Raw genomic sequence first — 24,519 nt, 5'->3', positions numbered from 1 at the left:
GAACCGCGATGGCCAACGACATCACACCGCGCAAGACCAAGACCCCGCCGCCGCCGGTCCGGCCCGTCCGGCGCAGCGGTTCGACCGACGAGCTGGTCGAACGGTTGCTGAACGCGCGCAATTCGAACGAGATCGCGGCGGTGATCGGGCTGCCCCCCATCATCGGCCTCTCGGGTCCGAAGATCGCTTACTGAGACCGGCGCGCAACTGCGCCAATTCCCCCGGCAGGGTGGCGGCGATGCGCTCGCTCTCGCGCCGTTCGGCGGCGGCAAACAGCGCCTGAACCGCCTCGTATCCTCCATGCACGCTGGCGCCCAGCACGATCATCGCCCGCTGCCCGGTGGCCAGCGTCTCGTCGTTCAGCGTCAGGTAGTCGCGGAACATCTCGGTCGCCCGCTCGGACTGACCGGCGGTGTTGGCGCGGATGTCCTGCGCCAGCGCGGCGCGGACCGCCAGCAGCCGGTAATAGCGCACCACCGGGTCAATCGCCCATTCGGGCAGGATATGAACCTCTTCGACGATGGCGCGAAAGATGCGGTCGTTGGCGTCATGGGGCAGGATCGGCACATGCCGCCCCGCCGCCAGCCGCGCCACCATCGCCTCGCGCGCGTCCGGGTCGTCCAGCGTCTGCCCTTCCAGCGCGGCGACATGGGCGCGGATCTCGGCCAGCAGGGCGCGCTGGATGTCGGCCACGCGCTCGTCGCGCAGCTGACGGTCGCGGCGGCGCGACAGCGCGTGCGTCCAGAACCACCCGGCCGCCACCACCCCGCCGCCGACGATGGCGGCGACGAGGGCTGCGGCAACCCGGTCGTTCAGGAACAGCGCGCGCAGGTCCAAGGCGTCACACGAACTCCATGATGACATCGTCCACGCGCAGGCTTTGCCCCGCCTCGGCGTTGACCGACTTGACGGTGCCCCGACGCTCGGCGCGCAGGATGTTTTCCATCTTCATCGCCTCGACGGTGGCCAGCGCCTGGCCTTCCTGCACCTCGTCGCCCGCGGCGACGTTGATGCGGACGACCAGCCCCGGCATCGGGCACAGCAGGAACCGCGAGGTGTCGGGCGGCAGCTTTTCGGGCATCAGCCGCGCAAGTTCCGCCGTGCGCGGGCGGCGGACATGGGTTTTCAGGTCGGCGCCGCGGGTGCGGATGCGGATGCCGGCCGAAATCTTGTCCACCTTCAGGACCAGCGGCGCGCCGTCCACGGTCAGGCTGGCCAGCGACATGCCCGGCCGCCAGTCCGATTCCACCCGCAGGTCGCGCCCGTCGACATGGACGGTCGACCCCTCGCGGTCGGCCTTGACCCGGACGGGATATTCGCGCCCGTTCAGCGTCACGACCCAGTTCTCGCCGACCCGGCGTTCGTGGTTGCCCAGGCGGCCCGAAATCTGCGTGCGCCGGATTTCGGCGACCCGATGCATGGCGGCGGCGGCGGCGGCGATGCGGGTCAGTTCCGCGTCGGGCAGGGTCGCGCCCTGGAACCCCTCGGGGTACTCCTCGGCGATGAACGCGGTCGAGATGTCGCCGGACACGAACCGCGGATGGTCCATCACCGCCGACAGGAACGGCAGGTTGTGCCCGATGCCCTCGACCTCGAAGGCGTCCAGCGCCACGCGCATCGCCTCGATAGCCTGCGCCCGGTCGGGCGCCCAGGTGCACAGCTTGGCGATCATGGGGTCATAGAACATGCTGATCTCGCCCCCTTCGAACACGCCGGTGTCGTTGCGCACCCCGGCCTTCGCCGCGGGCGGCCGGTCGCCCGGCTGCGCGGGAACCCACCTGTCGGCGTCCAGCAGCGGCCCGGCGGCGGTTTCCACCGGCGGACGATAGCGCGTCAGCCGCCCGATCGAGGGCAGGAAGTTGCGATAGGGATCCTCGGCATAGAGGCGGCTTTCGATGGCCCAGCCGTTGATGGTCAGGTCGTCCTGCGCAAAGGGCAGCCTTTCGCCCGCCGCCACGCGGATCATCTGTTCCACCAGATCGACCCCGGTGATCAGCTCGGTCACAGGATGTTCGACCTGCAAACGCGTATTCATTTCAAGGAAGTAAAAGTTCTTGTTCGTGTCGACGATGAACTCGACCGTGCCCGCGCTGGTATAGCCGACGGCCTGCGCCAGCGCGACCGCCTGCTGGCCCATCGCGCGGCGCGTCTCGGGGTCGAGAAAGGGCGAGGGCGCCTCTTCGATGACCTTCTGGTTGCGGCGCTGGATCGAACATTCGCGCTCATGCAGATAGACGCAGTTGCCGTGGGTGTCGGCCAGCACCTGGATTTCGATGTGGCGCGGCTGGGTCACGAACTTCTCGATGAAGATACGGTCGTCGCCGAAGCTGTTGGCGGCCTCGTTCCGCGAGGATTCGAACCCCTCGCGCGCCTCCTGGTCGGTCCAGGCGATGCGCATCCCCTTGCCGCCGCCGCCGGCGCTGGCCTTGATCATCACCGGATAGCCGATCGCGTTGGAAATCCGCACCGCCTCGTCGGCATCGGCGATCAGGCCCATATAGCCGGGCACGGTCGAGACGCCGGCCTGCTGCGCGATCTTCTTCGAGGTGATCTTGTCCCCCATCGCCTCGATCGCGGGGCTGGGCGGACCGACGAACGCCACACCCTCTTTCTCAAGTGCGGCGGCAAAGTTCATGTTTTCGCTTAGAAAGCCATAACCGGGATGGACAGCCTGCGCGCCGGTCTGGCGGACCGCCTCGATGATCCTGTCGATCACGATATAGGACTGGTTGGCCGGCGACGGGCCGATGTGGACGGCCTCGTCCGCCATGCGGACATGCAGCGCGTTGCGGTCGGCGTCCGAATAGACGGCGACGGTGGCGATCCCCATCTTTTTCGCGGTCTTGATGACGCGGCAGGCGATTTCGCCGCGGTTGGCGATCAGGATCTTGTTGAACATGGCTGTCCCTGGTGGCGCTGGATGTGAAAAAGCCGCCCCCGCGGCATGGCGGGGACGGCGATGACGGTTCGATCGGACGGGCGCGCGCGCCCGGCGGTCAGGTCACTGGCACAGGCGGACGTCGTCGCACAGCGCGCCGCCCACGGCGCCGATGGCCGCGCCGCCGGCAACGCTTTTGCCCGACAGGTCGGCCACGACGGCGCCGGTGCCGGCACCGATGAGCGCGCGGTCAAGGTCGGTCGGCTGGATGTTCTGGGTGCAGCCGGCCAGCAGGGCAGCGCCCAGACCCGCGACGAGAAGGAGTTTCTTCGACATCTGCTATCTTTCTTGCTTGTGGAAGCACGCCCCGGCCAACGCGGCCCGGCGGCCCCAGGTTTCACGTCATGCCGCGCCCGTGAAAGGGACGCGGCAGCCGTGCGCGGATTACTGGCAGACGCCCACGTCGTCGCACAGCGCGCCGCCGGCGGCGCCGATAAGCGCGCCGGTTGCGACTTTCTCGTCCAGCGCCTTGGCGACGACCGCACCGGCGATGGCGCCGCCGGCCGCGCGCTGGGTGTCGGCGGACAGGCCGGTCTGATAGCCGGGCGCGCAGGCAGCGACGCCGGCGGCCAGAAGAGCGACGCCGGAAAGGCGGATGAAGAGAGAGGTCTGCATGGGTCTCTGCCTGTTTCTGTGGCCCGTTGGCGGGCAAGTTGCTTGTTGCACGCGCCTGTTATGACACGCAGGCCCGCAGCGTCAAACTGACAAGCCGGTGATGGCGCCGCAATCGGCGCGGGCTTGCTGATCCGGGCGCGGCGGGACGGGGTCACGCGTCGTCCCCGTCGTCGGGGTCGGCGTCGTCGTCCCAGCCGAAATCGGGCGGGCTGTCGGTGGCGAACAGTTCGGGGAACGACGCCTCGGCCCGCCGCAGGTCGACCTTGAACAGCTGGTCATAGCTGGTCGCGTCCAGCTTGCCGACCGCGACGACCTCGCGCCCCAGCAGCCACGACAGCCGCCCCGCGTCCAGGTTGCCGCGCACGAACGGCTGGTCGCCGAAATGGGTGATCAGGGCCGACAGAAAGCCTGCGTCCGCCCGGCGGTCTGCGGCCTGCCGGTCGCGGAAGCGTTCGCGCGCGACCAGCTTGGTCGCCCCCTTGGCATTCGCGCGGCGGATCGTGAACTGGAAATCGGTCGAGGGAAGACGGCCAGGAAAGCCGCGATGTTTCAGCATCGTGCCGCCCCTTTCTTGAAAAAATCGAGGGACGGGAAGGGTTGGCGCGGGCGCTGCGGCCCGCGCCGGCCGCGATCAGCTTGCGCCGAACTTGCCCTGGAACACCGGCTCGGGCTGAACGACGACCGCGGCCGGAGGGGCGGGCTGCTGGGCGCAGGCCGCGACCAGACCGACCAGAACCAGGGCGAATGCGACTTTCTTGGACATGACGAACGTCTCCTGTAAAGCGGGGTTTGCGTGCCCCGACTGCTCGATGACACGGCCGCGACCTGCGGCCGATGCCGGATGTTATCCGTCGGTCCAAAGGGGTGACAGCGGCCCCCGGCGCACGGCGCGTCCGGCTGTTGCCGCTCTGCATCAGCGGGCCAAGTGCCTGTGATCACGTTTTCGGGCAGCCTTGTCACATCGCCTCCCACACGCAGGCGTCGCGGTCGGCGGGCAGCGAGAAGCCCTCGAACAGCTGCACCACCGCGGGGTCGAAGCTGCCGAACTCGCTGGGGGCCGAGGCGACCGAGATCACGATCTGGGTCGGGCGCGGCGACTGGCGCACGGCATCGGGCAGGGCGTCGTGGTTGCACAGATGCACGATGTCCTTGTGGACCGGATCCTGCATCAGCGCCTCGGGCGCGGCGGGCAGGGCGATGTCGCCCTGGATCGCGGCCAGGTCGCCGGCGGATTCCACGTCGCCGTCCACCGGCGCGGCGCTGGGGTCGGCCGCGTCCGGCGGGGCCAGTTCGGACGGCAGCGGGCCGTCCATCGCGCCGCCATCGTCGCCCGACAGCGCGCCAAGGTCCAGCTCCGGCATCGCCGCCATCCCGCCGTCCGGCGCGACCGGGCCTTGGTCGGGGGCCGCGTCATCCGCCGGCACCCCCTCGATCATCAGCCCGCCGGCCGACAGCTCGGCCAGCGCCGCGTCCAGCTCGGCCTGTTCGGCCGGGGTCAGCGGCTGTTCGGGCTGGTCCGGCGGGATGTCGATCATGTCGGCGGGCAGGTTGTCCATCAGGTCTTCCTCGGGGATGGGCGGAACCAGATCGGCCAGCGCCGGCATGACATAGCGATAGCGCTGCACCAGTCCCATGCCGGGCACCCGGTCGGTCAGCACCTCTTGCCGCCAGACCTCGGCCCCGGACGGCACGGGAATGCGCGCAGGCGTGACCGCCGCAGCCGTTCCGGCCGCTAGAAAGGCGCAGATCAGGGCGGCGGCGGGGTGGGTCACAGCGGAATATTGTCGTGCTTTTTCCAAGGGTTGCTAAGCTTTTTCGACCGCAGCGAGGCAAAGGCCCGCGCCACCCGCTTGCGGGTCGAATGGGGCTGGATCACCTCGTCGATAAAGCCCTTTTCGGCGGCGACGAAGGGGTTGGCAAAGCGGTCCTCATAGTCGCGGGTCCGAGCCGCGATCTTGTCGGGGTCGCCCAGTTCGCTGCGATACAGGATCTCGACCGCGCCCTTGGCGCCCATCACGGCGATCTCGGCGGTCGGCCAGGCATAGTTGAAATCGCCCCGCAGGTGCTTGGACGCCATGACGTCATAGGCGCCGCCGTAAGCCTTGCGGGTGATGACCGTGACCTTTGGCACCGTCGCCTCGCCATAGGCGAACAAAAGCTTGGCCCCGTGCTTGATGACGCCGCCGTATTCCTGCGCTGTCCCGGGCAGAAAGCCGGGCACGTCCACCAGCGTCAGGATCGGGATCTCGAACGCGTCGCAGAACCGCACGAACCGTGCGGCCTTGCGGCTGGAATCGATGTCCAGGACGCCCGCCAGCACCATCGGCTGGTTGGCGACGACGCCGACGGTCTGCCCTTCGATGCGGATGAACCCGGTCAGGATGTTGCCGGCGAAGTCCTTTTGTATCTCATAGAAATCGCCCTCGTCGGCGACCTTTGCGATCAGCTCCTTCATGTCATAGGGCTGGTTCGGGTTCTGCGGGATCAGCGTGTCCAGGCTGGGTTCCACCCGCGCCACATCGTCGAAGAACGGGCGCACCGGGGCCTTTTCGCGGTTCGACAGCGGCAGGAAATCGAACAGGCGGCGGATCTCGGTCAGCGTCTCGACGTCATCCTCGAACGCGCCATCGGCGACCGAGGATTTTTTCGTATGCGTGGATGCGCCGCCCAGTTGTTCGGCCGTCACCACCTCGTTCGTGACGGTCTTGACCACGTCGGGGCCGGTCACGAACATATAGGACGTGTCCTTGACCATGAAGATGAAGTCGGTCATCGCCGGCGAATAGACCGCGCCCCCCGCGCAAGGCCCCATGATGACGCTGATCTGCGGGATCACGCCCGAGGCCATCACGTTGCGCTGGAACACGTCGGCATAGCCCGCAAGGCTGGCCACGCCTTCCTGGATGCGCGCCCCGCCGCTGTCGTTCAGCCCGATCACCGGCGCGCCGTTCTGCATCGCCATGTCCATGACCTTGCAGATCTTCTGCGCGTGGGTTTCCGACAGCGAGCCGCCGAAGACGGTGAAATCCTGGCTGAAGACATAGACCATGCGGCCGTTGATCGTGCCCCATCCGGTGACGACGCCGTCACCATAGGGGCGGTCGTCCTGCATCCCGAAGTCGGTGGAACGGTGGCGGACGAACATGTCGAACTCCTCGAACGAACCCTCGTCCAGCAGGATGTCCAGCCGCTCGCGGGCGGTCAGCTTGCCGCGGGCGTGCTGGGCGTCGATGCGCCGTTGCCCGCCGCCCAGCCGCGCCTGGGCGCGGCGCTGGTCCAGCTGATCCAGAATATCCTTCATGCCACCCTCCGTCATTTGGGGCGGACCTTAGTGCGGCTCGCCCGCCCCGCAAAGCGGAAAGGGGAAAGTTTGCAAGCGCACCCTTAGCCGATCGGATGTTTTGCAAACTTGCCCGGCCGGGGGTGGCCTCCGCTTTTTGTAGCCCGCCGCGGGCTGTGTCTTGACCTTGCGGGGCGCCGAGGCCATCCCGCGCGGATGGGACTTTGCATCGACATGGCCGCGATCGCGGCGAACTGGCGGGCGCTGGCGGATCTGGCGCCGGGGGCGCGTCCGGGCGCGGTGGTCAAGGCCGACGCCTATGGCCTGGGCGCGGCCAGGGTGGCACCCGCGCTTTACGCGGCGGGGGCGCGCGATTTCTTTGTCGCGTTGGCCGCCGAGGGGCGGGCGATCCGCCCGCTGCTGCCCGACGACGCGCGCATCTTCGTGCTGTCGGGCCACATGCCGCGCGCGCGGCTGGACGGGCTGATCCCCGTCCTGAACAGCGCCGAGCAGTTCTTTCGCGACCGTGCCCTGCGTCCGCGCGGCGCCTTCGCCATCCAGCTGGACACCGGCATGAACCGGCTGGGGATGGAGCCTGCGGAGTGGGCGGCCGTCGCCCCTGATGCGCTGGCCGCGCACACCGACGCGGGCACCGGCCCGGCGCTGGTCATGTCGCACCTGGCCTGCGCCGACGAGCCGGCGCACCCCGCAAACGCCGTGCAGCTGGCCGAGTTCAACCGCCTGACGCAGGGCATCGGCGCGCCGCGGTCGCTGGCCGCGACCGGCGGAATCCTGCTGGGACGCGACTATCACTTTGACCTGACGCGGCCGGGCATCGGTCTTTACGGCGGCGCGCCGTTCGCGGCGGCCCAGCCGGTGGTGACGCTGTCGCTGGAGGTCATCCAGACCCGCAGCGTCGGTCCCGGCGAATGCGTCGGCTATGGCTGCGCCTGGACGCCCGCGCGGCCCTCGCGCATCGCGACGGTCGCGGGCGGCTATGCCGACGGGCTGCTGCGGGCGCTGTCGGGGCGCGCGGCGGTGCTGTGGGCGGGCGACCGCCCGTGCCCCATCGTGGGGCGGGTGTCGATGGACCTGATCACCGTTGATGTGACCGACCTTGCCGTGGTCCCGCCCGAGCTTGAGATCCTGAACCCCCGTCAGGGGGTGGATGCGCTGGCCGCCGCCGCGGGCACCATCGGATACGAGATCCTGACCTCGCTGGGCGGGCGCTATCCGCGGCAATGGTCGTGAACCCCGTCCGGCTGGTCGGCCGCGCCACGCTGGCCGTGGTGCGCGGCGTGGGGCAGGTTGCGCTGTTCGCCGCCCGCGCGCTGGCCGCGCCCGGTTTCCGGCCGCGCCTGCTGGGAGAGCAACTGGTCCGCATCGGCTGGCTGTCGCTGCCGGTCGTGGGCATGACCGCGCTGTTCACCGGCGCGGCGCTGGCCCTGCAGATCAACGCGGGCGGCGAACGGTTCCAGGCGGGCGACGTGGTCCCCGCCATCGTGGCCATCGGCATGGTGCGCGAACTTGGCCCGGTGCTGGGCGGGCTGATGGTGGCGGCGCGGGTCGCGTCGTCGATCGCCGCCGAATTGGGTTCGATGCGCGTGACCGAGCAGATCGACGCGCTGGTGACGCTGTCTGTGGACCCGATGGGTTGGCTGGTCACGCCGCGCCTGTGGGCGGCGATCCTGTCGGTGCCGGTGCTGGTCGGCGTCGGCGACATCATCGGCATCATGGGCGGCTGGGTGGTCGGCACGACCTCGCTGGGGTTCACCTCGCAGGGGTATCTGGCCAATTCCTTCGCCTATCTGGAAAGCTGGGACGTGATGTCCGGCCTGATCAAGGGCGCGGTCTTCGGCGGCATCGTCGCGCTGGCCGGCTGCTGGTTCGGGATGCGCGCCGCCCGCGGCGCCGAGGGCGTGGGCCGGGCCACGACCAACGCCGTGGTGGCGGCCTCGGTCGGGATCCTTGCGGGCAACTTTCTGCTGACGGGGCTGTTCTTCACATGAACGCCCCTTCGGTGATCGAGACGGTGATCGAGACGCGGGGGCTGGCCAAGGCGTTCGGGACGAACCGCGTGCTGGACGGCATCGACCTGACCGTCGCGCGGGGCGAAAGCCTTGTGGTGATCGGCGGGTCGGGGTCCGGCAAGTCGGTCCTGCTGCGCACGATCCTGGGGCTTGAGCAGATCGACGCGGGCACGGTCCGGCTGAACGGCGAGCCGGCGACCGCCCCCGTCCGGGCGCGGTTCATGCATGACTTCGGGATGCTGTTCCAGACGGCGGCGCTGTTCGACAGCCTGCCGGTCTGGCGCAACGTCGCGTTCCGGCTGTTGCGGACGATGCCGCCCGCCGCGGCGCGGGCGCGCGCCATCGACAAGCTGGCCCGCGTGGGGCTGGCCGCCGATGTCGCGGACCGCATGCCCTCGGCGCTGTCGGGGGGGATGCGCAAGCGCGTGGGGCTGGCCCGCGCCCTCGCCGCCGACCCGGCGGTGCTGTTCTTCGACGAGCCGACGACCGGGCTGGACCCGCAGCGCGCCGCCGGGATCAACGCGCTGATCCGCGGCATCGTCACCGAGGCGGGGGCCACGACCGTCACCATCACCCACGACATGGGCAGCGTCCGCACCATCGCCGACCGGGTGGCGATGCTGGACGGCGGGCGGCTGCGCTGGCAAGGCCCCGTGGCCGCGATGGACACCGCCCCCGACCCGGTCCTGCGCGCCTTTGTCGAGGGGCGGCCCGCGGACTGACGCAGCCGCGCACCCCACGGCCCGGCCGGCCGGGCCCGCGCCGTCACTTGCCCTTGCCACGGCCCGCCCCGCTTGCGACCATGCGGATGCCGGATTCCCTCGGCCCCCTGATGATGAGGCACCTTTGGGTCTGACCCCGACTTCCCCCGCCGCCACGCCCAATACCGGCGAAACCCTGCTGGAGTTGCCCGACAATCGGCTGCTGATCGACCTGTGCGGCCCGCACGACCGCCATCTGGCGCGGATCGAGCAGGCGCTGGGGGTGCATATCCTGCGCCGCGGCAACCTGCTGGCGGTGGTCGGCCCCGCCGAGGCGCAGGCCGAGGCGGCGCAGGTGCTGCGCGCGCTTTACGCCCGGCTGGAACAGGGCAAGCCGGTCGGGTTGCCCGAGGTCGAGGCCGCCCTGCGGATGGGCGTGGAACCCGACGTCCCCGGCCCCACGCCCGCCGAACAGCTGGAAATGTTCGCCGCCGGCCCGATCGAGCTGCGGACGCGGAAAAAGACCGTCGAGCCGCGGACCGAGGCGCAGAAGGACTATGTCCGCAACCTGTTCGCGCACGAACTGGCCTTCGGCATCGGCCCGGCGGGGACGGGCAAGACCTATCTGGCGGTCGCCGTGGGCGTGACGCTGCTGATCGGCGGGCATGTGGACAAGATCATCCTGTCGCGCCCCGCGGTCGAGGCGGGCGAGCGGCTGGGTTTCCTGCCCGGCGACATGAAGGAGAAGGTCGATCCCTACATGCAGCCGCTGTATGACGCGCTGAACGACTTTCTGCCCGCCAAGCAGATGCAGAAGCTGATGGAGGAAAAGCGCATCGAGATCGCGCCCCTGGCCTTCATGCGCGGCCGCACGCTGTCGAACGCCTTTGTCGTGCTGGACGAGGCGCAGAACGCCACCACCATGCAGATGAAGATGTTCCTGACCCGGCTGGGCGAAGGATCGCGCATGGTCGTCACCGGCGACCGGACGCAGGTCGACCTGCCGCGCGGGGTGGCGTCGGGCCTGACCGACGCCGAGCGCATCCTTGACGGCGTGCCCGGCATCTCGTTCAGCTATTTCACCGCGTCGGACGTGGTGCGCCACAAGCTGGTGGCGCGCATCATCCAGGCATGGGACCGCGAGGACGAGGCCACGCAGGCCCGCGCCGCGGCGGCGGGCGACGGCGGCGGGCCGCCCATGCGCGACAACTGGCGGCGCGGGCGCGATGTGTAGGGCAGGGGCATGACCGACGACATGAACGGGACGGCATGGGGCGCCGACGGCGGCGAGGCGGGCGACGGCCACGCCCCCGCGCCCGTCGATCTGGTGATCGAGGACGACCGTTGGCTGGACGTCGACCTGGGCGCGCTGGCCAACCGCGCCGCAGTCGCCACCACGCAGCACCTGGGCATCGACCAGGTCGAGATCGTGGTGATGGGCTGCGACGACGACCGCATCGCCTCGCTGAACGACCATTTCCGCGGCAAGCCCGCGTCGACCAACGTGCTCAGCTGGCCATCCGTGGACCCGGCGCCGCGCCCGCCGGGGGCGGCCCCGGTGCCGCCGGGCGGGCCGGAACTGGGCGACATCGCGATCAGCTATGACACCTGCGCGCGCGAGGCGGCGGCGCAGGGCAAGCCCTTGGCCGACCACGTCACCCACCTGCTGATCCACGCGATCCTGCACCTGGCCGGTTACGACCACGAGATCGACGCCGACGCCGAAACCATGGAGGACGCCGAGCGTTCGATCCTGGCGCGGCTTGGCATCCCCGACCCTTATGAGGCCCCTCAGCCATGAGCGATCCGCGAAGTAGCGACACCCCGGACGGTTCCGAACCGGCCGGATGGGGCGACGAGGCCGAACCCGAGGGACGCGACCAGCCGCGAACGCGCGGCTTTCTGGGGCGCGTGCTGACCCGGCTGGGCGCCGCGCCCGACATTGCCGACGACGCCCCCCCCTCGCTGATGGAGGCGGCGACCTCGGCCCACGCGCCGAACCTTTTGAACCTGCGCCGCAAGTCGGTGGATGACGTGGCCGTGACCCGCGCCGACATCGTGTCGGTGCCCGTGACCGCCGGCCTGCCCGAACTGGTCGAGGTGTTCCGCGAACACGGCTATTCCCGCCTGCCGGTCCACCGCGGCGACCTGGACCATCCGCTGGGGCTGGTCCACCTCAAGGATCTGGCGCTGAAGCACGGGTTCGGCGCCCGCCCGCCCGCGCCGCGCTTTGCCCTTCGCCCGCTGCTGCGGCCGCTGCTGTATGTGCCCGGCAGCATGCCCATCGGCGCGCTGCTGCAGCAGATGCAGCAAAAGCGCATCCACATGGCGCTGGTCATCGACGAATACGGCGGCGTGGACGGGCTGATCACCATCGAGGATCTGATCGAACAGGTCATCGGCCAGATCGAAGACGAGCACGACGACGCCGACGAGCCGCTGTGGAGCCAGGAACGCCCCGGCCAGTGGCTGGTGCTGGCGCGCGCGCCCATCGACGCGGTGGAAACCGAGATCGGCGTCCGGCTGGTCAGCGGCGAATACGAGGAAGAGATCGACACGCTGGGCGGGCTGATCTTCATGCTGGCGGGGCGGGTGCCGGCGCGGGGCGAGACGGTTGTGCATGACAGCGGCGTCGCCTTTGAGGTGGTGGACGCCGACGCCCGCCGCATCACCCGCGTCCGCGTCCGCCGCCCCGACGCGGCATCCGGCGGGGCGGTGGCCTAGGGACGGGCGCGATGCATCCCGCGCCGCCGCACGGACGGTGCAGCGGGTGTGGCGGTGGCCGCGGGAACGGGCGTGCGCCACCGCGACGTCCGCCGCACCGCCGGTGTCCGCGTCCGTCCCGACGCGGCATCCGGCGGGGCGATGGCGTAGCGACCGGCGCATCGCCCGGGTCCGCCGCCCGACGGTGGGGCGGTGGCTCCGGGAACGGGCGTGCGCCACCGCGACGACCGCCGCATCGCCCGTGTCCGCGTCCGACCCCGACGCGGCATTCGGTGGGCGGTGGCGTAAAGACGGGCGCGCCGCGATATATCGCCCGTGCCCGCCGCCCAACGGCGCAGCGGGTTGGACGGCGGCCCGGGGACGCGCGCGTCCCGCCGAGAGGCCCGCCGCATCACCCACGTTCGCCGTCGCGGGCGTGGCATCCGGCCTGCACTGGCCCGGGGGCGCGCCCCCCCGCCCCGGCGAGTCGCTGGCCCAGGGGCGCGCGCGCCACCGTCCTGCCCCCGTCTGGACAGTCATCCACCCTGCGGCTAGCGTGGTCGGGCCGATTTCAGGTTCGCATGGTTTTCATGAACACCCAGCCCCGAAACCCGTATCGCGGGCTGCCGCGAAAGAACTTCTGGAAGAACGGCGTCGCCGGCGTCTCGCCGTTCGAGATCCCCGACATCTATTCCCGAAAGTTCGCCATCGCGCAGGGGGACGGGATCGCGGCGGCGGGCAGCTGTTTCGCCCAGCATGTGGCGCGGCGGCTGCGCGATTCGGGTTACAGATACCTGGACCTTGATCCCGCGCCCTTCAACATGGCGCCCGAGGATGCGGCGGCGCATGGATACGGGCTGTATTCCGCGCGCTATGGCAACATCTATACCGCGCGGCAGCTGCTGCAGCTTGTCCAGCGCGCCTATGGCGATTTCACCCCGGTCGAGCCGATGTGGGAACATCAGGGCCGCTTTTTCGACCCGTTCCGGCCCACGATCGAACCAGACGGCTTTGCCTCGGCGGCCGAGTTTCAGGCCGCGCTGACGCATCACCTGGCGACCGTCAGGCAGCTGATCGAACAGGCCGACGTCTTTGTCTTCACCCTCGGCCTTACCGAGGCGTGGGTCGACCGGCGCGACGGCAGCGCCTATCCGGTCGCGCCGGGAACGGCGGCGGGGCGGTTCGACCCCGGCATCCACGAGTTCCGCAACTTCACCACCTCCGAGGTGGTGGCCGACCTGCGCGCGTTCATGGCGATCGCCCGCCGCGTCCGGCCCCCGATGCGATTTTTGCTGACGGTGTCGCCCGTGCCGCTGGTGGCGACCGCGACCGACCAGCACGTCCTGGTGGCGACGACCTATTCCAAAAGCGTCCTGCGCGCCGCGGCGGGCGAGCTTTACCAGACCGATCCGGGCGTGGATTACTTCCCCTCCTACGAGATCATCACCGGCATTCCGGCGCGCAGCATGTTCTTTGAACCCGACCTGCGCAGCGTCCATCCCCGCGGGGTCGATGTCGCGATGTGCCATTTCTTCAGGGAACATCCGGCGCTGACGCAGGCTGCGCCGAACGCGGCGGGCGCCTTTGTGCAGGAACCGGACGTGGTCTGTGACGAGATGGTGCTGCAGGCGGAAAGCTGGCAATGACGCGGGAATACCGGCTGTTCGGCGATTCGCACTGCAATGCCATCATGGGCGGGAAACTGGCGCTGCAGGCCGCGGGCAAGCCCGTGCCCGTGCGGCTTGCAGGCGTCAACATGCTGGGCGCGGCGACCGTCTTTTACGGGGATTTCCACGTCCGCCGGGGAAACGACATCTTCCTGACCCATCATCTGTTCAAGGGGCGGATGGCGGGCCTGTGCGACGACCACGGGCGGATGCTGGCGCCGGCCGGCGACTTTCTTGTCAGCCTGGGGCTGCATACGCAGACGATGCTGGCGGGCCGGCTGTTTCTGAACCATGCGCCCGCGTTCGCGTCGCCCCGTCCCGCGCGGGCCTTCATGTCGGAAGGCGCGCTGTCGGCCGTGGTGCTGCGCTATCACAGCCGGACGCTGGATTTCCTGCGCGACCTGCAGGATCTTGGCGCGCGGATCACGATCGTCTCGGCCCCGCCGCCGACGCGCCGGTTCAAGATCCTGGGCACCGGCTATGCCGAGGAGGATGTCGCCGCGCTGGACCGTTTCCTGCGCGGTGTCATGGTCCAGCGTCTGGACGCGATGGGCATCCCCGTGATCCCGCCGCCGCCGCAGGTGTCGGACGAGGCCGGGTTCATGTTGCCGCCTTACCAGATCGCGGACGAAAACGACCCCCATCACGGCAACCGGGATTATGGCGCTCTGATGATCGGGCAGATCGCGGCGTTCCTGACGCAGCGCGAACCCCATCTGCAGCCCGCCGACGGCTGAGGCCCTCAGTCCGGGTCGCGCCCCACGCGCGCGATCAGTTCCTGCGCCGCGGCCGGGTTCTTTTCCTTGTGCCCCGAGATCACGAACAGGAACACGTCGCGGGGTCGGCCGTCGTCCAGCGGCTTGCCGACCGGCGGCAGGCCGTCGGGCTGGCGGCCCCGCGACAGGGCGCGGGCGCGTTCCGCCCACAGGTCCAGCGCGCGCGGCGCATAGCCCCCCTTGAGATCGGGGGTCGTCCCCATGATCCGCAGATAGCTGAAGTCGGCGGTCTGGTCGGCGATCATCGGATGTTCGCTGTCGCCCGCCAGGACGATCGCGACGTTGCGGGCGCGGCAGGCCGCGACCGCCTCGGCGCAGGCAAAGGACGGGTGGCGCAGTTCGACCGCATGGCGCAGCGGCGCGTCGCCCGCGCGTTCCGGCAGCAGGTCCAGGAAGGCGGCGAAATCGTCGGGATCGTGGCGCTTGGTCGGGGCCAGCTGCCACAGGACCGGACCCAGCGCGTCGCCTAGGCGGTCCAGCCCGCTTTCGGCAAAGCGCGCGATCGAGGAGCCCGCCTCGGCCAGCACCCGTTTCTGCACGGCATAGCGCGGTGCCTTGACGGCGAACACGAACCCCTCGGGCACGGCGTCGCGCCAGTTCTGAAAGGTCTCGGGTTTCTGCGTGCGATAGAACGTGCCGTTGATCTCGATCGCGGTCAGACGGCTGGCCGCATAGGACAGCTGGTCCTTCTTGCGCAGGTCCGCCGGATAAAAGCTGTCGTCCCACGGCGCATAGGTCCAGCCGCCGACGCCGATCCGTATCCTGCCCGCTTCGTCCATCCGTGCCCCCGCCTTTGCGCGGATGATCGCCGCGCGGGCGCGCGGGCGCAAGCCGCGCCGGTTCAGCCGGTCAGTCCAGCCCGCGGCGGTCGAAACCGCGCCGTTCCAGGTCGGCGGTCGCCGCATACCAGTCGGTCGCGCGGGTGCGGGTCTGGTGGGCGCGATAGGCGTCCGGGTCGGCAAAGCGTTCCGCCACCGCAAAGACCAGCGGCTCGTCCGTCTGCCACAGGTCGAATTGCAGGCAGCCCGGCTCGGCCCGGCTGGCGTCGATGTGGGACTGCGCGTGGTCCAGCACCGCCAGCATCTGCGCCACGTCGGCGCAGACCAGCTGCCCGGTCAGCGACACCTGCGCGCCGGTCCGCGCGGCGTGCGGGTCGGCGGCCGTGTGGTGGTGGCCGCAGCCGCAGCCCGCGCCGTGCGCGTGGTCCGTCATTCCCATTCGATCGTCCCCGGCGGTTTCGACGTGATGTCATAGGTCACGCGGTTGATGCCGCGCACCTCGTTGATGATGCGGGTGGCGGTCTCGCCCAGGAACTCGTGGGTGAAGGGATAGTAATCCGCCGTCATGCCATCGACCGAGGTCACGGCGCGCAGCGCGCAGGCGAAATCATAGGTGCGCCCGTCGCCCATGACGCCCACGGTGCGGACTGGCAGGATGGCCACGAACGCCTGCCAGATGTCGTCGTAAAGCCCGTGGCGGCGGATCTGGTCGATGAAGACGGCGTCAGCCTTGCGCAGGATGTCCAGCTTTTCGCGGGTGATCTCGCCGGGGCAGCGGATGGCAAGGCCGGGGCCGGGAAACGGGTGGCGGCCGATGAAGGATGCGGGCAGGCCCAGTTCGCGGCCCAGCGCGCGAACCTCGTCCTTGAACAGCTCGCGCAGCGGCTCGACCAGCTTCAGCCCCATCTTTTCGGGCAGGCCGCCGACATTGTGGTGCGACTTGATCGTGACCGACGGCCCGCCGGTAAAGCTGACCGATTCGATCACGTCGGGATAAAGCGTGCCCTGCGCCAGGAACTCGGCCCCGCCGACCTCGGCGGCGTGTTTCTGGAACACGTCGATGAACAGCCGGCCGATGATCTTGCGCTTGGTTTCCGGGTCGCTGACCCCGTCCAGCTCGCCCAGGAACAGGTCGGATTCGTCGGCGTGGATCAGCGGGATGTTATAGTTGTCGCGGAACATCGCCACGACCTCCTCGGCCTCGCCCTGCCGCAGCAGGCCGTGATCGACAAAGACGCAGGTCAGCTGGTCGCCGATGGCCTCGTGGATCAGGACCGCCGCGACCGAGGAATCGACGCCGCCCGACAGGCCGCAGATGACCTTGGCGTCGCCCACCTGCTCGCGGATGCGGCGGATCGCCTCGTCCCGGTATCCGGCCATCGTCCAGTCGCCGGTGAACCCCGCCATGCGGACGAAGTTTTCCAGCATGATGCGGCCGTTCGGGGTGTGATGCACCTCGGGGTGGAACTGCACGGCGTAAAGCCCGCGCGATTCGTCCGCGATCATCGCCAGCGGCGCGTTGGGCGAGGTGCCGATGACCTCGAACCCCGGCGCAAGCTGGGTGACGCGGTCGCCGTGGCTCATCCAGACCTCTTCGCGGCCCGCCGCGAAGAGCCCGGCAAAGATGCCGTCGCCATTGTGGCCCGGCGCGGGGTGGATGAAGGCGCGGCCGTATTCGGCGTGGTGGCCGCTTTCGACGCGCCCGCCCAGCTGCTGCATCATCACCTGCTGGCCATAGCAGATGCCGAACACCGGCACGCCCGTGTCGAACACCGCTTGCGGGGCGCGGGGGCTGCCCTCGCGGGTCACGCTGTCGGGGCCGCCCGACAGGATGATCGCGCGCGGGGCCATGTCGCGCACGGCCGCGTCGGTCAGGGTCTGATAGGCATGGATTTCACAGTAGACGTTCAGCTCGCGCAGGCGGCGCGCGATCAGCTGGGTCACTTGGCTGCCGAAATCGACGATGAGCAGAAGCTGGTGCTGGGTCATGGCCAGCGGCTTACGATGCAACCCCGCGCCGGGCAAGCGCCCGCGCGCGCGAAACGGCCCGCCGGGCGCGCCGTCAGGCCTGCCACAGCGCGGCCAGCGCCGCCGCGGGGTCGTCGGCGGACCAGATTTCGGGGCCGACGGCGATGAAATCGGCGACCGGCCACAGGCTGCGGATCAGGGCCGCGTCCAGCGCGCCCTCGGCCACGACGGGAACCTCGACCACCTCGGACCACCACTGGAACAGATCAAGGTCGACCGGGGCGCCCCGGCCCAGCCCGGTTGCGCCGCAGGGGCCGAAGGCGACGTAGTCGGCGCCCGCCTCGCCGGCGTTCATCCCCTCGTGGCGCGAGGCGCCGCAGAAGGCGCCGACGATGGCGTCCGCGCCCAGTTCCTTGCGGGCATAGCGGACGGTCCGCGCGCCGTCGGTCAGATGCACCCCGTCCAGCCCGTGGGCGCGGGCCAGCGGGATGTGATCCTCGATCACCACGGCGACGTCGCGGGCATGCGCGATGTCGCGGGCGATGTCGGCGATCCGCGCCAGCTCGCCCTCATCGCCCGCGCCGGGCAGGCGCAGGCAGGCGACGGGATGCGCGTCCAGCACCGCCGCCAGACGCGGCCCCAGTTCCGAGGCGGCGATCAGCGTCGGGGCGATCAGGTAAAGCTGGGGCGCGTCCATGCGCGGTCCTTTCCGGTCCGGGGTTTCAGGCAGATAGCGCAGCGGCGGGTTCCTTGAAAGGGGGCGCCGCCCCCTCGCGCGTGCCGCGCGACCCCCGGAGTATTTGGCCAAGGCGAAGCACTGGCGCTTGTCCCCGGACGCCGCCGCGGGGTAGATCGCGCGCCATGTCGCAAGCCGTGCCGCCCGTCGTCATCCTCGTGCGCCCCCAGATGGGCGAGAACATCGGCGCGGCCGCGCGCGCGATGCTGAACTTTGGCCTGACCGAGATGCGGCTGGTCGCGCCCCGCGACGGCTGGCCCAACCCGCGCGCCGTTGCGATGGCGTCCGGCGCGGCGGGGCAGGTGCTGGACCGGGCGCGGGTGTTTGCCACCCTGGCCGAGGCGATGGAGGACATCCACCACGCCTATGCCACCACCGCACGGGGCCGCGAGCTGACCAAGCCCGTCCACACGCCCGCCAGCGCGATGGCCGAGGCGCGGGGGATGGCTGCGGACGGCCGCCGCGTCGCGCTGATCTTCGGCCCCGAACGGGCGGGGCTGGACAACGACGACATCGCCCGCGCCAGCGCCATCGTGACCGTGCCGGTGAACCCGGATTTTCCGTCGCTGAACCTGGCGCAGGCGGTGCTGCTGATGGGATACGAATGGGGCCGCGACGCGCTGCCAGCGCAGCCCGCGCCCGCCGGACGCCGCCCGCCGGGCGAGGTGCCCGCCACCCGGATCGAAGTCGAGCGGCTGGCCGATCACTGGGAGGAGCGGCTGGCCGAGGCACGGTTTTTCTTCCCGCCCGAGAAGGCCTCGACGATGCGGCTGACGCTGCGCAACCTGTGGTCGCGCCTGCCGCTGACCCGCGCGGACGTGCAGATATTCCACGGGATGATCCGGCAACTGACCTGGAAGCCCCCGCGCGATTGACCTTTCGGGGCGTCGCGGCCAATGTCCGGGCCGCAATCGCAAGGAACTCAGCATGGCCAAGCGCCCGATCTTTCAGGAGGTGTCGGACACGGCGCCCCGCGCGCCCGTCACCGCAGGCAAGCTGATCGACGCGGCCCCCAAGGGCGCGCGCGGCGCGATCCGCGTGTGGCTGATCGTGCTGTTCGTGATGGTCGCGGCGATGATCGCGCTGGGGGGCGCCACGCGCCTGACCGGGTCGGGGCTGTCGATCACCGAATGGAAGCCGGTCACCGGCACGCTGCCTCCGCAGGGCGCGGCCGCGTGGCAGGCCGAGTTCGCCAAATACCAGCAGATCCCCCAGTTCGCCGAGGAAAACCCGACGATGGACCTTGCCGGGTTCCAGCGCATCTATTGGTGGGAATGGGCGCACCGGCTGCTGGGCCGGGCCGTCGGGCTGGTCTGGGCGCTGGGGTTCGTGTTCTTCTGGGCCAGCGGCCGGATGCCCGCGGGCTGGACGCCGCGGCTGCTGACGCTGGGCGCGCTGGGGGGGCTGCAGGGCGCCGTCGGCTGGTGGATGGTCAGTTCCGGTCTGGTCACGGGGATGACCTCGGTCGCGTCATACCGGCTGGCGGTGCATCTGGGGCTGGCCTTCGCGATCCTGGGGCTGATCGCGTGGTACGCGCTGCAGTTGTCGCGGCCCGACGCGGCGCTGCTGCGGGCGCGCCGGGCCGGTGAGCCGAAGCTGTTTTCCATGACGACCGGGCTGATGCATCTGACCTTTGTGCAGATCCTGATCGGCGCGCTGGTCGCGGGGATCGACGCGGGCCGGCAATACACCGGCTGGCCGCAGATGGGCGGCGAGTGGATTCCGGCGGCGATCTGGGACGCGACTCTCGGCTGGCGCAACCTGTTCGAGAACGCGGCCACGGTTCAGTTCACCCACCGCATGGTGGGCTATCTGCTGGCCGTATTTGCCATCGTGGTGTGGGCACGCTCGCGCCGGTCGCCCCATCCGGTGACGCGGGGCGCGTTCACGGTCATGATCGCGGCGGTGGCGTTCCAGATCGTGCTGGGCATCGCCACCGTCATGCGCGGCGCGCCGCTGCCCGAGGCGCTGGCCCACCAGCTGGGCGCGGTCGCGCTGTTCGTGCTGATCCTGCGGGCGCGCCATCACGCCCGCTATCCTTATGAAACCAGCGTCCGGGGGACGATCCGATGAACCAGCCCACCGCCATGAACGACCTGCTGGCCTTTCAGCGCCAGACCGAGGCGCTGTCGTCCATCGCCGAGCGGCTGGGCTGGGACCAGGAAACCGTCATGCCCCGCGGCGCGACCGAGCAGCGGTCCGAGGAGATGGCGGCCATCGCCGCCGTCCTGCACGACCGCCGCACCGACCCGCGCATCGGCGAGTGGCTGGACGCCGCCCGCCCCGAAACGGCGCGCGAATCCCGCATCGTCGAGCTGATCGCCCGCGATCACGCGCGCGCCTGCGCCATTCCCGCGGCGCTGGCCACGGAACTGGCGCGCCAGACCAGCCTGTCGCAGGGCATCTGGGCCGAGGCCCGCGCCAATGACGCGCCCGAGGCGTTCCTGCCGGCGCTGGATTCCATCCTTGTGCTGACCCAGGACGCGGCGAACGCGCTGGTCGATGCGGGCTTTGGTGGCGGCGATCCCTATGACGCGCTGCTGGACGACTATGAACCCGGCGCGACGCAGGCCGACCTTGCCGCGCTGTTCGACAGCATGCGCCCCCGGCTGGTCGCCCTGCGCGAGGATGTGCTGGGCGCAGGCAACCCGCCCGCCGAACTGCAGGGCCGGTTCCCGCAGGAAAGCCAGCTGCGGCTGGCGCGGGCCTGCGCGACCGCCTTCGGATACGACTGGACGCGCGGCCGGCTGGATCTGGCGGTGCATCCGTTCTCGTCCGGGCGCTGGCAGGACAGCCGGATCACGACGCGGGTGGTCGAGACCGAGCCGTTCAACTGCATCTATTCCACCATCCACGAGGTCGGCCATTCCAGCTATGAGCTGGGGATCGACAGCGACCACGCCTTCACGCCCCTGGGGCGGGGCGTGTCGATGGGCGTCCACGAAAGCCAGAGCCGCATCTATGAAAACCAGATCGGCCGGGGGCGGGCGTTCACCGGCTGGCTGCACGGGCGCATGTCCGACATGATGGGCGGGCTGTCGGTGGCCGATGCGGACCAGTTCTATCGCACTGTCAACCGTGTCGCCCCCGGCCATATCCGCACCGAGGCTGACGAGGTCCAATACAACCTGCACATCATGATGCGGTTCGACCTGGAACGCGACCTGATCGCGGGGCGGCTGTCCACCGACGATCTGGTCGAAGCATGGAACGCGCGCTTCCTGCGCGATTTCGGCATCGCGGTGGACCGCCCGGCAAACGGCGTGCTGCAGGACGTCCACTGGGCCGTGGGGCTGTTCGGGTATTTCCCGACCTATGCGCTGGGGAACGTCTATGCGGGCTGCCTGAACGCGGCGCTGCGGGGCGCGGTGCCCGATCTGGACGACAGCCTGGCGCAGGGCGACGCCGAGCCTGCGGTCGAATGGCTGCGCGAGAACCTGCAACGCCACGGCGGGCTTTACGAACCGCGCACACTGATCGAGCAGGCGACCGGCGCACCCGTCACGGCCGCGCCGCTGCTGGATTATCTGGAAGACAAGTTCGCCGGTATCTACGCGCTGTAGCAGCAGGGGAAGCCGTCCAGCCGGGGGACGCGAGACCCTCGGGATCGGCTCGGAAGCCGCGGCCGTCTCCCTTCGGCTGCGGCCGACGCCCTCCAGCCGCGGGACTCCGTGGCGGTTGGTCCGCGTCAGCCCAGCAGGTCGCGCAGGATGCGGTCGGCCTCGGTCGCGCAGGGGATCAGCGCGCCGCGATCCTCGCCGGGGTGGAACCGGGCGCGGGTCGCGGTCGCCATCGGGGCAGGGGTCGCCACCACCACGCGGGGACCAAGCCGCGCGTTTTCCGCCGCCCAGCTTTTCGCCATCGCGATCTGCGCCGTCTTGGTCGCGCCATAGGCGCCGAAGAAGGGCTGGCCGGACCGCGGATCGTCCAGAAACAGCGCGGTGCCGCCCCTCGCGCGCAGCAATGGATCGACCAGCGCGATCAGCCCATGCGTCGCGGCGACGTTGATCGCGATGGAACGGGCCATGTCCTTGGGATCGACATGCGGCATGGGCGACAGGGGTGCGGCGTGGATCGCGGCATGGACCCACAGGTCGACGCCGCCCCAGCGCCCCTGGATGCCCTGCACCAGCTGGATCATCGCGTCGGGCAGCGCCACGTCCATCGGCGCCAGCGTGGCCGAGCCGCCGGCCGCGCGGACGCGGTCGTCCAGCTCCTCCAGCGCGCCGACGGTCCGGGCGACGGCGACGATGTGCCAGCCCCGCGCGCCCAGATTTTCCGCCATTGCCGCGCCAAGGCCGCGCGACGCCCCTGTAATCAATGCGATCTTGTCGTTCATGGCGTGCCGAGTGCCACCGCCGCGCGCCACCCGCAAGCGGGAAATGCGGGGGATGTCGCGGCACGAAGTCGCGGTATGATGGCGGGGCAGGCCCCCTGCGACCGCAAGCGGAGGAAACCATGAAAGCCACCACCACCGTCGAGGGCAACGACCTGGTCATCACCCGGCGCATCGCGGCCGCCCCGCAGGCGATCTGGGACGCCTGGACCGACGCCGACAAACTTGCGCAATGGTGGGCGCCCCGGCCGTGGCGCGTCACCCGCGCGCTGATCGAACCGCGCGCGGGCGGCCGGTTTGTCACCGTCATGCAGGGACCGGACGGCGAGGCAGCCGACTGCCCCGGCGACGCGGACGCCGAAGGCTGCATCCTCGAGGCGGTCGCCCCGCGGCGGATCGTCTTTACCGACGCGATGTCAGGCGGCTATCGGCCCAATGCGACGCCCTTCATGACCGCCATCATCACGATGGACCCGGACGGCGACGGCACGATCTATGCCGCGCGCGTGCTGCACCGGACCGAAAGGGATCGCCAGCGCCATCAGGACATGGGCTTTGCCGAGGGCTGGGGCACCTGCATCGAGCAGTTGGCGGCGCTGGTCGAATGACAAGGGGGGCCGCGCCGCCCCCCCCCTGTTCCTTCGCGTGCGTTCCGTTCAGCGGTCGGCGACGGCCAGATAGTCGCGGCGGTCCGCGCCGATATACAGCTGGCGCGGCCGGCCGATCTTGCTGTCCGGGTCGCCCAGCATTTCCTTCCACTGCGAGATCCAGCCGACGGTGCGCGACAGCGCAAAGATCGGCGTGAACATCGAGGTCGGGAAACCCATCGCCGACAGGATGATGCCGGAATAGAAATCGACGTTGGGATACAGCTTCTTGCTGACGAAATAATCGTCCTCAAGCGCGATGCGTTCCAGTTCCTTGGCCACCTGCAGCGTCGGGTTGTTCTCGATGCCCAGGATGCCCAGCACCTCGTCGGCAGATTCCTTCATGATCTTCGCGCGCGGGTCGAAGTTCTTGTAGACCCGATGCCCGAAGCCCATCAGGCGGAAGGGGTCGTCCTTGTCCTTGGCGCGGCCGATGTATTCCGGGATGCGATCGACGCTGCCGATCTCCTCCAGCATTTCCAGCGCGGCCTGGTTGGCGCCGCCATGCGCGGGGCCCCACAGGCAGGCGATGCCCGCCGCGATGCAGGCAAAGGGGTTGGCCCCCGAAGAACCCGCCAGCCGCACGGTCGAGGTCGAGGCGTTCTGCTCGTGATCCGCGTGCAGCGTGAAGATGCGGTCCATCGCCCGGGCCAGCGCCGGATCGACCTTGTATTCCTCGGCCGGGACCGAAAAGCACATGTGCAGGAAGTTCGACGCGTAATCCAGGTCATTGCGCGGATACACGAAGGGCTGGCCGATGGAATATTTATAGGCCATCGCCGCCAGCGTCGGCAGCTTGGCGATCAGCCGGATCGACGCGATGTCGCGCTGCTTGGGGTCGTTGATGTCGGTCGAATCGTGATAGAACGCCGACATGGCGCCCACGACGCCGACCATCGTCGCCATCGGGTGGCTGTCGCGGCGGAACCCGCGATAGAAATAATGCATCTGCTCGTGCACCATCGTGTGGCGCGTGATCAGCGTCTCGAACTCGTCCATCTGGCGGGCGTTCGGCAGCTCGCCGTTCAGCAGCAGATAGCAGACTTCCAGATAGTGGCTTTTCTCGGCCAGCTGGTCGATGGGATAGCCGCGATACCACAGCTCTCCCTCGTCGCCGTCGATATAGGTGATCGCGCTTTCGCACGCGGCCGTCGAGGTAAAGCCGGGATCGAAGGTGAACAACCCGCTTTGCCCATACAGCTTGCGGATGTCGACGCATTCCGGGCCCACCGTGGGGGTCAGGACCGGCAGTTCGAGTTCCTGATCCTTGACGGTGATCTTGGCTGTGGTGGCCATCGCTTTCCTCTCGCCTGTTGCCCGTGGCGGGCCGTGGAATGCCGGGG

At 69.8% G+C, this 24,519-nt stretch carries 27 protein-coding genes; 13 read left to right on the top strand and 14 right to left on the bottom strand.

Annotated elements, in window-relative coordinates; genetic code table 11:
• The first annotated feature begins 8 nt into the window (after window positions 1-8).
• Window positions 9-194, top strand: coding sequence for a hypothetical protein (locus tag EPA64_RS12570; protein ID WP_134726696.1), 186 nt, complete (start codon window positions 9-11; stop codon window positions 192-194).
• On the opposite strand, the gene EPA64_RS12565 is transcribed toward EPA64_RS12570, so the two are convergent.
• From EPA64_RS12565 to EPA64_RS12535, 8 genes are all read right to left on the bottom strand, one after another.
• The gene (locus EPA64_RS12565; RefSeq protein WP_134726695.1) at window positions 160-837 is read right to left on the bottom strand and encodes a hypothetical protein; all 678 of its coding nucleotides are present in this window, start codon (window positions 835-837) and stop codon (window positions 160-162) included. The two genes, EPA64_RS12570 and EPA64_RS12565, sit on opposite strands and share 35 nt — an antisense overlap.
• 4 nt (window positions 838-841) lie before the next feature.
• Complete coding sequence (locus EPA64_RS12560; protein ID WP_134726694.1) at window positions 842-2,899, bottom strand: acetyl-CoA carboxylase biotin carboxylase subunit; 2,058 nt, start codon at window positions 2,897-2,899, stop codon at window positions 842-844.
• A gap of 102 nt (window positions 2,900-3,001) precedes the next feature.
• Window positions 3,002-3,214: a hypothetical protein gene (locus tag EPA64_RS12555; RefSeq protein ID WP_134726693.1), complete on the bottom strand. Its 213-nt coding sequence runs from the start codon at window positions 3,212-3,214 to the stop codon at window positions 3,002-3,004.
• Window positions 3,215-3,322: 108 nt separating this feature from the next.
• Complete coding sequence (locus EPA64_RS12550) at window positions 3,323-3,553, bottom strand: hypothetical protein (protein ID WP_134726692.1); 231 nt, start codon at window positions 3,551-3,553, stop codon at window positions 3,323-3,325.
• A gap of 151 nt (window positions 3,554-3,704) precedes the next feature.
• Window positions 3,705-4,109, bottom strand: a complete 405-nt coding sequence (locus EPA64_RS12545) for a hypothetical protein (RefSeq protein ID WP_134726691.1) — start codon at window positions 4,107-4,109, stop codon at window positions 3,705-3,707.
• Window positions 4,110-4,184: 75 nt separating this feature from the next.
• Window positions 4,185-4,316, bottom strand: coding sequence for a hypothetical protein (locus EPA64_RS16930; RefSeq protein WP_281278578.1), 132 nt, complete (start codon window positions 4,314-4,316; stop codon window positions 4,185-4,187).
• 193 nt (window positions 4,317-4,509) lie between these two features.
• Entirely contained in the window at window positions 4,510-5,325 is an 816-nt protein-coding gene (locus tag EPA64_RS12540; protein ID WP_134726690.1) for a DUF6497 family protein, read from the bottom strand.
• Window positions 5,322-6,854, bottom strand: a complete 1,533-nt coding sequence (locus tag EPA64_RS12535) for an acyl-CoA carboxylase subunit beta (RefSeq protein ID WP_134726689.1) — start codon at window positions 6,852-6,854, stop codon at window positions 5,322-5,324. The genes EPA64_RS12540 and EPA64_RS12535 overlap by 4 nt, the downstream gene beginning before the upstream one ends.
• Window positions 6,855-7,049: 195 nt before the next feature.
• Here EPA64_RS12535 and alr point away from each other — a divergent pair, with 195 nt between their 5' ends.
• The 8 genes from alr to EPA64_RS12495 all read left to right on the top strand — a co-directional run bounded on the left by alr (window position 7,050) and on the right by EPA64_RS12495 (window position 14,671).
• Window positions 7,050-8,084, top strand: a complete 1,035-nt coding sequence (gene alr / locus EPA64_RS12530) for an alanine racemase (protein ID WP_134726688.1) — start codon at window positions 7,050-7,052, stop codon at window positions 8,082-8,084.
• The gene (locus EPA64_RS12525) at window positions 8,075-8,842 is read left to right on the top strand and encodes an MlaE family ABC transporter permease (RefSeq protein ID WP_181953515.1); all 768 of its coding nucleotides are present in this window, start codon (window positions 8,075-8,077) and stop codon (window positions 8,840-8,842) included. Before alr ends, EPA64_RS12525 begins: the two co-directional genes overlap by 10 nt.
• A 23-nt stretch (window positions 8,843-8,865) precedes the next feature.
• Entirely contained in the window at window positions 8,866-9,585 is a 720-nt protein-coding gene (locus tag EPA64_RS12520) for an ABC transporter ATP-binding protein (RefSeq protein ID WP_134726711.1), read from the top strand.
• A gap of 124 nt (window positions 9,586-9,709) precedes the next feature.
• Entirely contained in the window at window positions 9,710-10,798 is a 1,089-nt protein-coding gene (locus tag EPA64_RS12515) for a PhoH family protein (RefSeq protein WP_134726687.1), read from the top strand.
• 9 nt (window positions 10,799-10,807) lie between these two features.
• Window positions 10,808-11,365, top strand: coding sequence for an rRNA maturation RNase YbeY (gene ybeY / locus EPA64_RS12510; RefSeq protein ID WP_425467034.1), 558 nt, complete (start codon window positions 10,808-10,810; stop codon window positions 11,363-11,365).
• Complete coding sequence (locus EPA64_RS12505; RefSeq protein ID WP_134726686.1) at window positions 11,362-12,288, top strand: transporter associated domain-containing protein; 927 nt, start codon at window positions 11,362-11,364, stop codon at window positions 12,286-12,288. Before ybeY ends, EPA64_RS12505 begins: the two co-directional genes overlap by 4 nt.
• A gap of 569 nt (window positions 12,289-12,857) precedes the next feature.
• The gene (locus EPA64_RS12500) at window positions 12,858-13,913 is read left to right on the top strand and encodes a GSCFA domain-containing protein (RefSeq protein WP_220443750.1); all 1,056 of its coding nucleotides are present in this window, start codon (window positions 12,858-12,860) and stop codon (window positions 13,911-13,913) included.
• Window positions 13,910-14,671 (top strand): hypothetical protein, encoded by a 762-nt coding sequence (locus EPA64_RS12495; protein WP_134726684.1) that lies wholly within the window; start codon window positions 13,910-13,912, stop codon window positions 14,669-14,671. The genes EPA64_RS12500 and EPA64_RS12495 overlap by 4 nt, the downstream gene beginning before the upstream one ends.
• A gap of 5 nt (window positions 14,672-14,676) precedes the next feature.
• Here the strand turns inward: EPA64_RS12495 and EPA64_RS12490 are convergent, their stop codons facing one another.
• The 4 genes from EPA64_RS12490 to EPA64_RS12475 form a co-directional block, all read right to left on the bottom strand.
• Window positions 14,677-15,489 carry a DUF72 domain-containing protein gene (locus tag EPA64_RS12490; protein WP_134726683.1) on the bottom strand — a complete coding sequence of 271 codons (813 nt, stop codon included), beginning with the start codon at window positions 15,487-15,489 and terminating at the stop codon, window positions 14,677-14,679.
• Window positions 15,490-15,559: 70 nt separating this feature from the next.
• Window positions 15,560-15,922, bottom strand: coding sequence for a putative quinol monooxygenase (locus tag EPA64_RS12485; protein WP_134726709.1), 363 nt, complete (start codon window positions 15,920-15,922; stop codon window positions 15,560-15,562).
• Window positions 15,919-17,478, bottom strand: a complete 1,560-nt coding sequence (guaA, locus tag EPA64_RS12480; protein ID WP_134726682.1) for a glutamine-hydrolyzing GMP synthase — start codon at window positions 17,476-17,478, stop codon at window positions 15,919-15,921. The genes EPA64_RS12485 and guaA overlap by 4 nt, the downstream gene beginning before the upstream one ends.
• A 73-nt stretch (window positions 17,479-17,551) precedes the next feature.
• Complete coding sequence (locus tag EPA64_RS12475) at window positions 17,552-18,154, bottom strand: thiamine phosphate synthase (RefSeq protein WP_134726681.1); 603 nt, start codon at window positions 18,152-18,154, stop codon at window positions 17,552-17,554.
• A 164-nt stretch (window positions 18,155-18,318) separates the two neighbouring features.
• On the opposite strand from EPA64_RS12475, the gene EPA64_RS12470 reads away from it, so the two are divergent.
• The 3 genes from EPA64_RS12470 to EPA64_RS12460 are packed head-to-tail and all read left to right on the top strand — an operon-like array spanning window position 18,319 to window position 21,756.
• On the top strand, window positions 18,319-19,068 hold the full coding sequence (locus EPA64_RS12470) for an RNA methyltransferase (RefSeq protein ID WP_134726680.1): 750 nt from the start codon (window positions 18,319-18,321) through the stop codon (window positions 19,066-19,068).
• Window positions 19,069-19,120: 52 nt separating this feature from the next.
• On the top strand, window positions 19,121-20,266 hold the full coding sequence (gene ctaA, locus EPA64_RS12465; RefSeq protein WP_134726679.1) for a heme A synthase: 1,146 nt from the start codon (window positions 19,121-19,123) through the stop codon (window positions 20,264-20,266).
• A complete protein-coding gene (locus EPA64_RS12460) occupies window positions 20,263-21,756 on the top strand; it encodes a carboxypeptidase M32 (RefSeq protein WP_134726678.1) in 1,494 nt (497 codons plus the stop codon). Before ctaA ends, EPA64_RS12460 begins: the two co-directional genes overlap by 4 nt.
• A gap of 125 nt (window positions 21,757-21,881) precedes the next feature.
• Here the strand turns inward: EPA64_RS12460 and EPA64_RS12455 are convergent, their stop codons facing one another.
• Window positions 21,882-22,532, bottom strand: a complete 651-nt coding sequence (locus EPA64_RS12455) for an SDR family NAD(P)-dependent oxidoreductase (RefSeq protein WP_134726677.1) — start codon at window positions 22,530-22,532, stop codon at window positions 21,882-21,884.
• Between the two features lie 119 nt (window positions 22,533-22,651).
• Here EPA64_RS12455 and EPA64_RS12450 point away from each other — a divergent pair, with 119 nt between their 5' ends.
• Entirely contained in the window at window positions 22,652-23,137 is a 486-nt protein-coding gene (locus EPA64_RS12450; protein WP_134726676.1) for an SRPBCC family protein, read from the top strand.
• 48 nt (window positions 23,138-23,185) lie between these two features.
• On the opposite strand, the gene gltA is transcribed toward EPA64_RS12450, so the two are convergent.
• Window positions 23,186-24,472, bottom strand: a complete 1,287-nt coding sequence (gene gltA / locus EPA64_RS12445) for a citrate synthase (RefSeq protein WP_134726675.1) — start codon at window positions 24,470-24,472, stop codon at window positions 23,186-23,188.
• Window positions 24,473-24,519 lie beyond the last annotated feature (47 nt).

The organism is Paracoccus luteus (assembly GCF_004522155.1).
Classification (GTDB): domain Bacteria; phylum Pseudomonadota; class Alphaproteobacteria; order Rhodobacterales; family Rhodobacteraceae; genus Paracoccus; species Paracoccus luteus.
Note: the sequence above shows the minus strand (reverse complement) of the source record. Positions and strands in the feature narration are given on the sequence as shown.

Coding starts and splice junctions, on each gene's coding strand:
- EPA64_RS12570 (WP_134726696.1), top strand. CDS start 9: ATGGCCAACGACATCACACCGCGCAAGACCAAGACCCCGCCGCCGCCG.
- EPA64_RS12560 (WP_134726694.1), bottom strand. CDS start 2,899: ATGTTCAACAAGATCCTGATCGCCAACCGCGGCGAAATCGCCTGCCGC.
- EPA64_RS12555 (WP_134726693.1), bottom strand. CDS start 3,214: ATGTCGAAGAAACTCCTTCTCGTCGCGGGTCTGGGCGCTGCCCTGCTG.
- EPA64_RS12550 (WP_134726692.1), bottom strand. CDS start 3,553: ATGCAGACCTCTCTCTTCATCCGCCTTTCCGGCGTCGCTCTTCTGGCC.
- EPA64_RS12545 (WP_134726691.1), bottom strand. CDS start 4,109: ATGCTGAAACATCGCGGCTTTCCTGGCCGTCTTCCCTCGACCGATTTC.
- EPA64_RS16930 (WP_281278578.1), bottom strand. CDS start 4,316: ATGTCCAAGAAAGTCGCATTCGCCCTGGTTCTGGTCGGTCTGGTCGCG.
- EPA64_RS12535 (WP_134726689.1), bottom strand. CDS start 6,854: ATGAAGGATATTCTGGATCAGCTGGACCAGCGCCGCGCCCAGGCGCGG.
- alr (WP_134726688.1), top strand. CDS start 7,050: ATGGGACTTTGCATCGACATGGCCGCGATCGCGGCGAACTGGCGGGCG.
- EPA64_RS12525 (WP_181953515.1), top strand. CDS start 8,075: ATGGTCGTGAACCCCGTCCGGCTGGTCGGCCGCGCCACGCTGGCCGTG.
- ybeY (WP_425467034.1), top strand. CDS start 10,808: ATGACCGACGACATGAACGGGACGGCATGGGGCGCCGACGGCGGCGAG.
- EPA64_RS12505 (WP_134726686.1), top strand. CDS start 11,362: ATGAGCGATCCGCGAAGTAGCGACACCCCGGACGGTTCCGAACCGGCC.
- EPA64_RS12500 (WP_220443750.1), top strand. CDS start 12,858: ATGAACACCCAGCCCCGAAACCCGTATCGCGGGCTGCCGCGAAAGAAC.
- EPA64_RS12495 (WP_134726684.1), top strand. CDS start 13,910: ATGACGCGGGAATACCGGCTGTTCGGCGATTCGCACTGCAATGCCATC.
- EPA64_RS12490 (WP_134726683.1), bottom strand. CDS start 15,489: ATGGACGAAGCGGGCAGGATACGGATCGGCGTCGGCGGCTGGACCTAT.
- EPA64_RS12485 (WP_134726709.1), bottom strand. CDS start 15,922: ATGACGGACCACGCGCACGGCGCGGGCTGCGGCTGCGGCCACCACCAC.
- guaA (WP_134726682.1), bottom strand. CDS start 17,478: ATGACCCAGCACCAGCTTCTGCTCATCGTCGATTTCGGCAGCCAAGTG.
- EPA64_RS12475 (WP_134726681.1), bottom strand. CDS start 18,154: ATGGACGCGCCCCAGCTTTACCTGATCGCCCCGACGCTGATCGCCGCC.
- EPA64_RS12470 (WP_134726680.1), top strand. CDS start 18,319: ATGTCGCAAGCCGTGCCGCCCGTCGTCATCCTCGTGCGCCCCCAGATG.
- ctaA (WP_134726679.1), top strand. CDS start 19,121: ATGGCCAAGCGCCCGATCTTTCAGGAGGTGTCGGACACGGCGCCCCGC.
- EPA64_RS12460 (WP_134726678.1), top strand. CDS start 20,263: ATGAACCAGCCCACCGCCATGAACGACCTGCTGGCCTTTCAGCGCCAG.
- EPA64_RS12455 (WP_134726677.1), bottom strand. CDS start 22,532: ATGAACGACAAGATCGCATTGATTACAGGGGCGTCGCGCGGCCTTGGC.
- EPA64_RS12450 (WP_134726676.1), top strand. CDS start 22,652: ATGAAAGCCACCACCACCGTCGAGGGCAACGACCTGGTCATCACCCGG.
- gltA (WP_134726675.1), bottom strand. CDS start 24,472: ATGGCCACCACAGCCAAGATCACCGTCAAGGATCAGGAACTCGAACTG.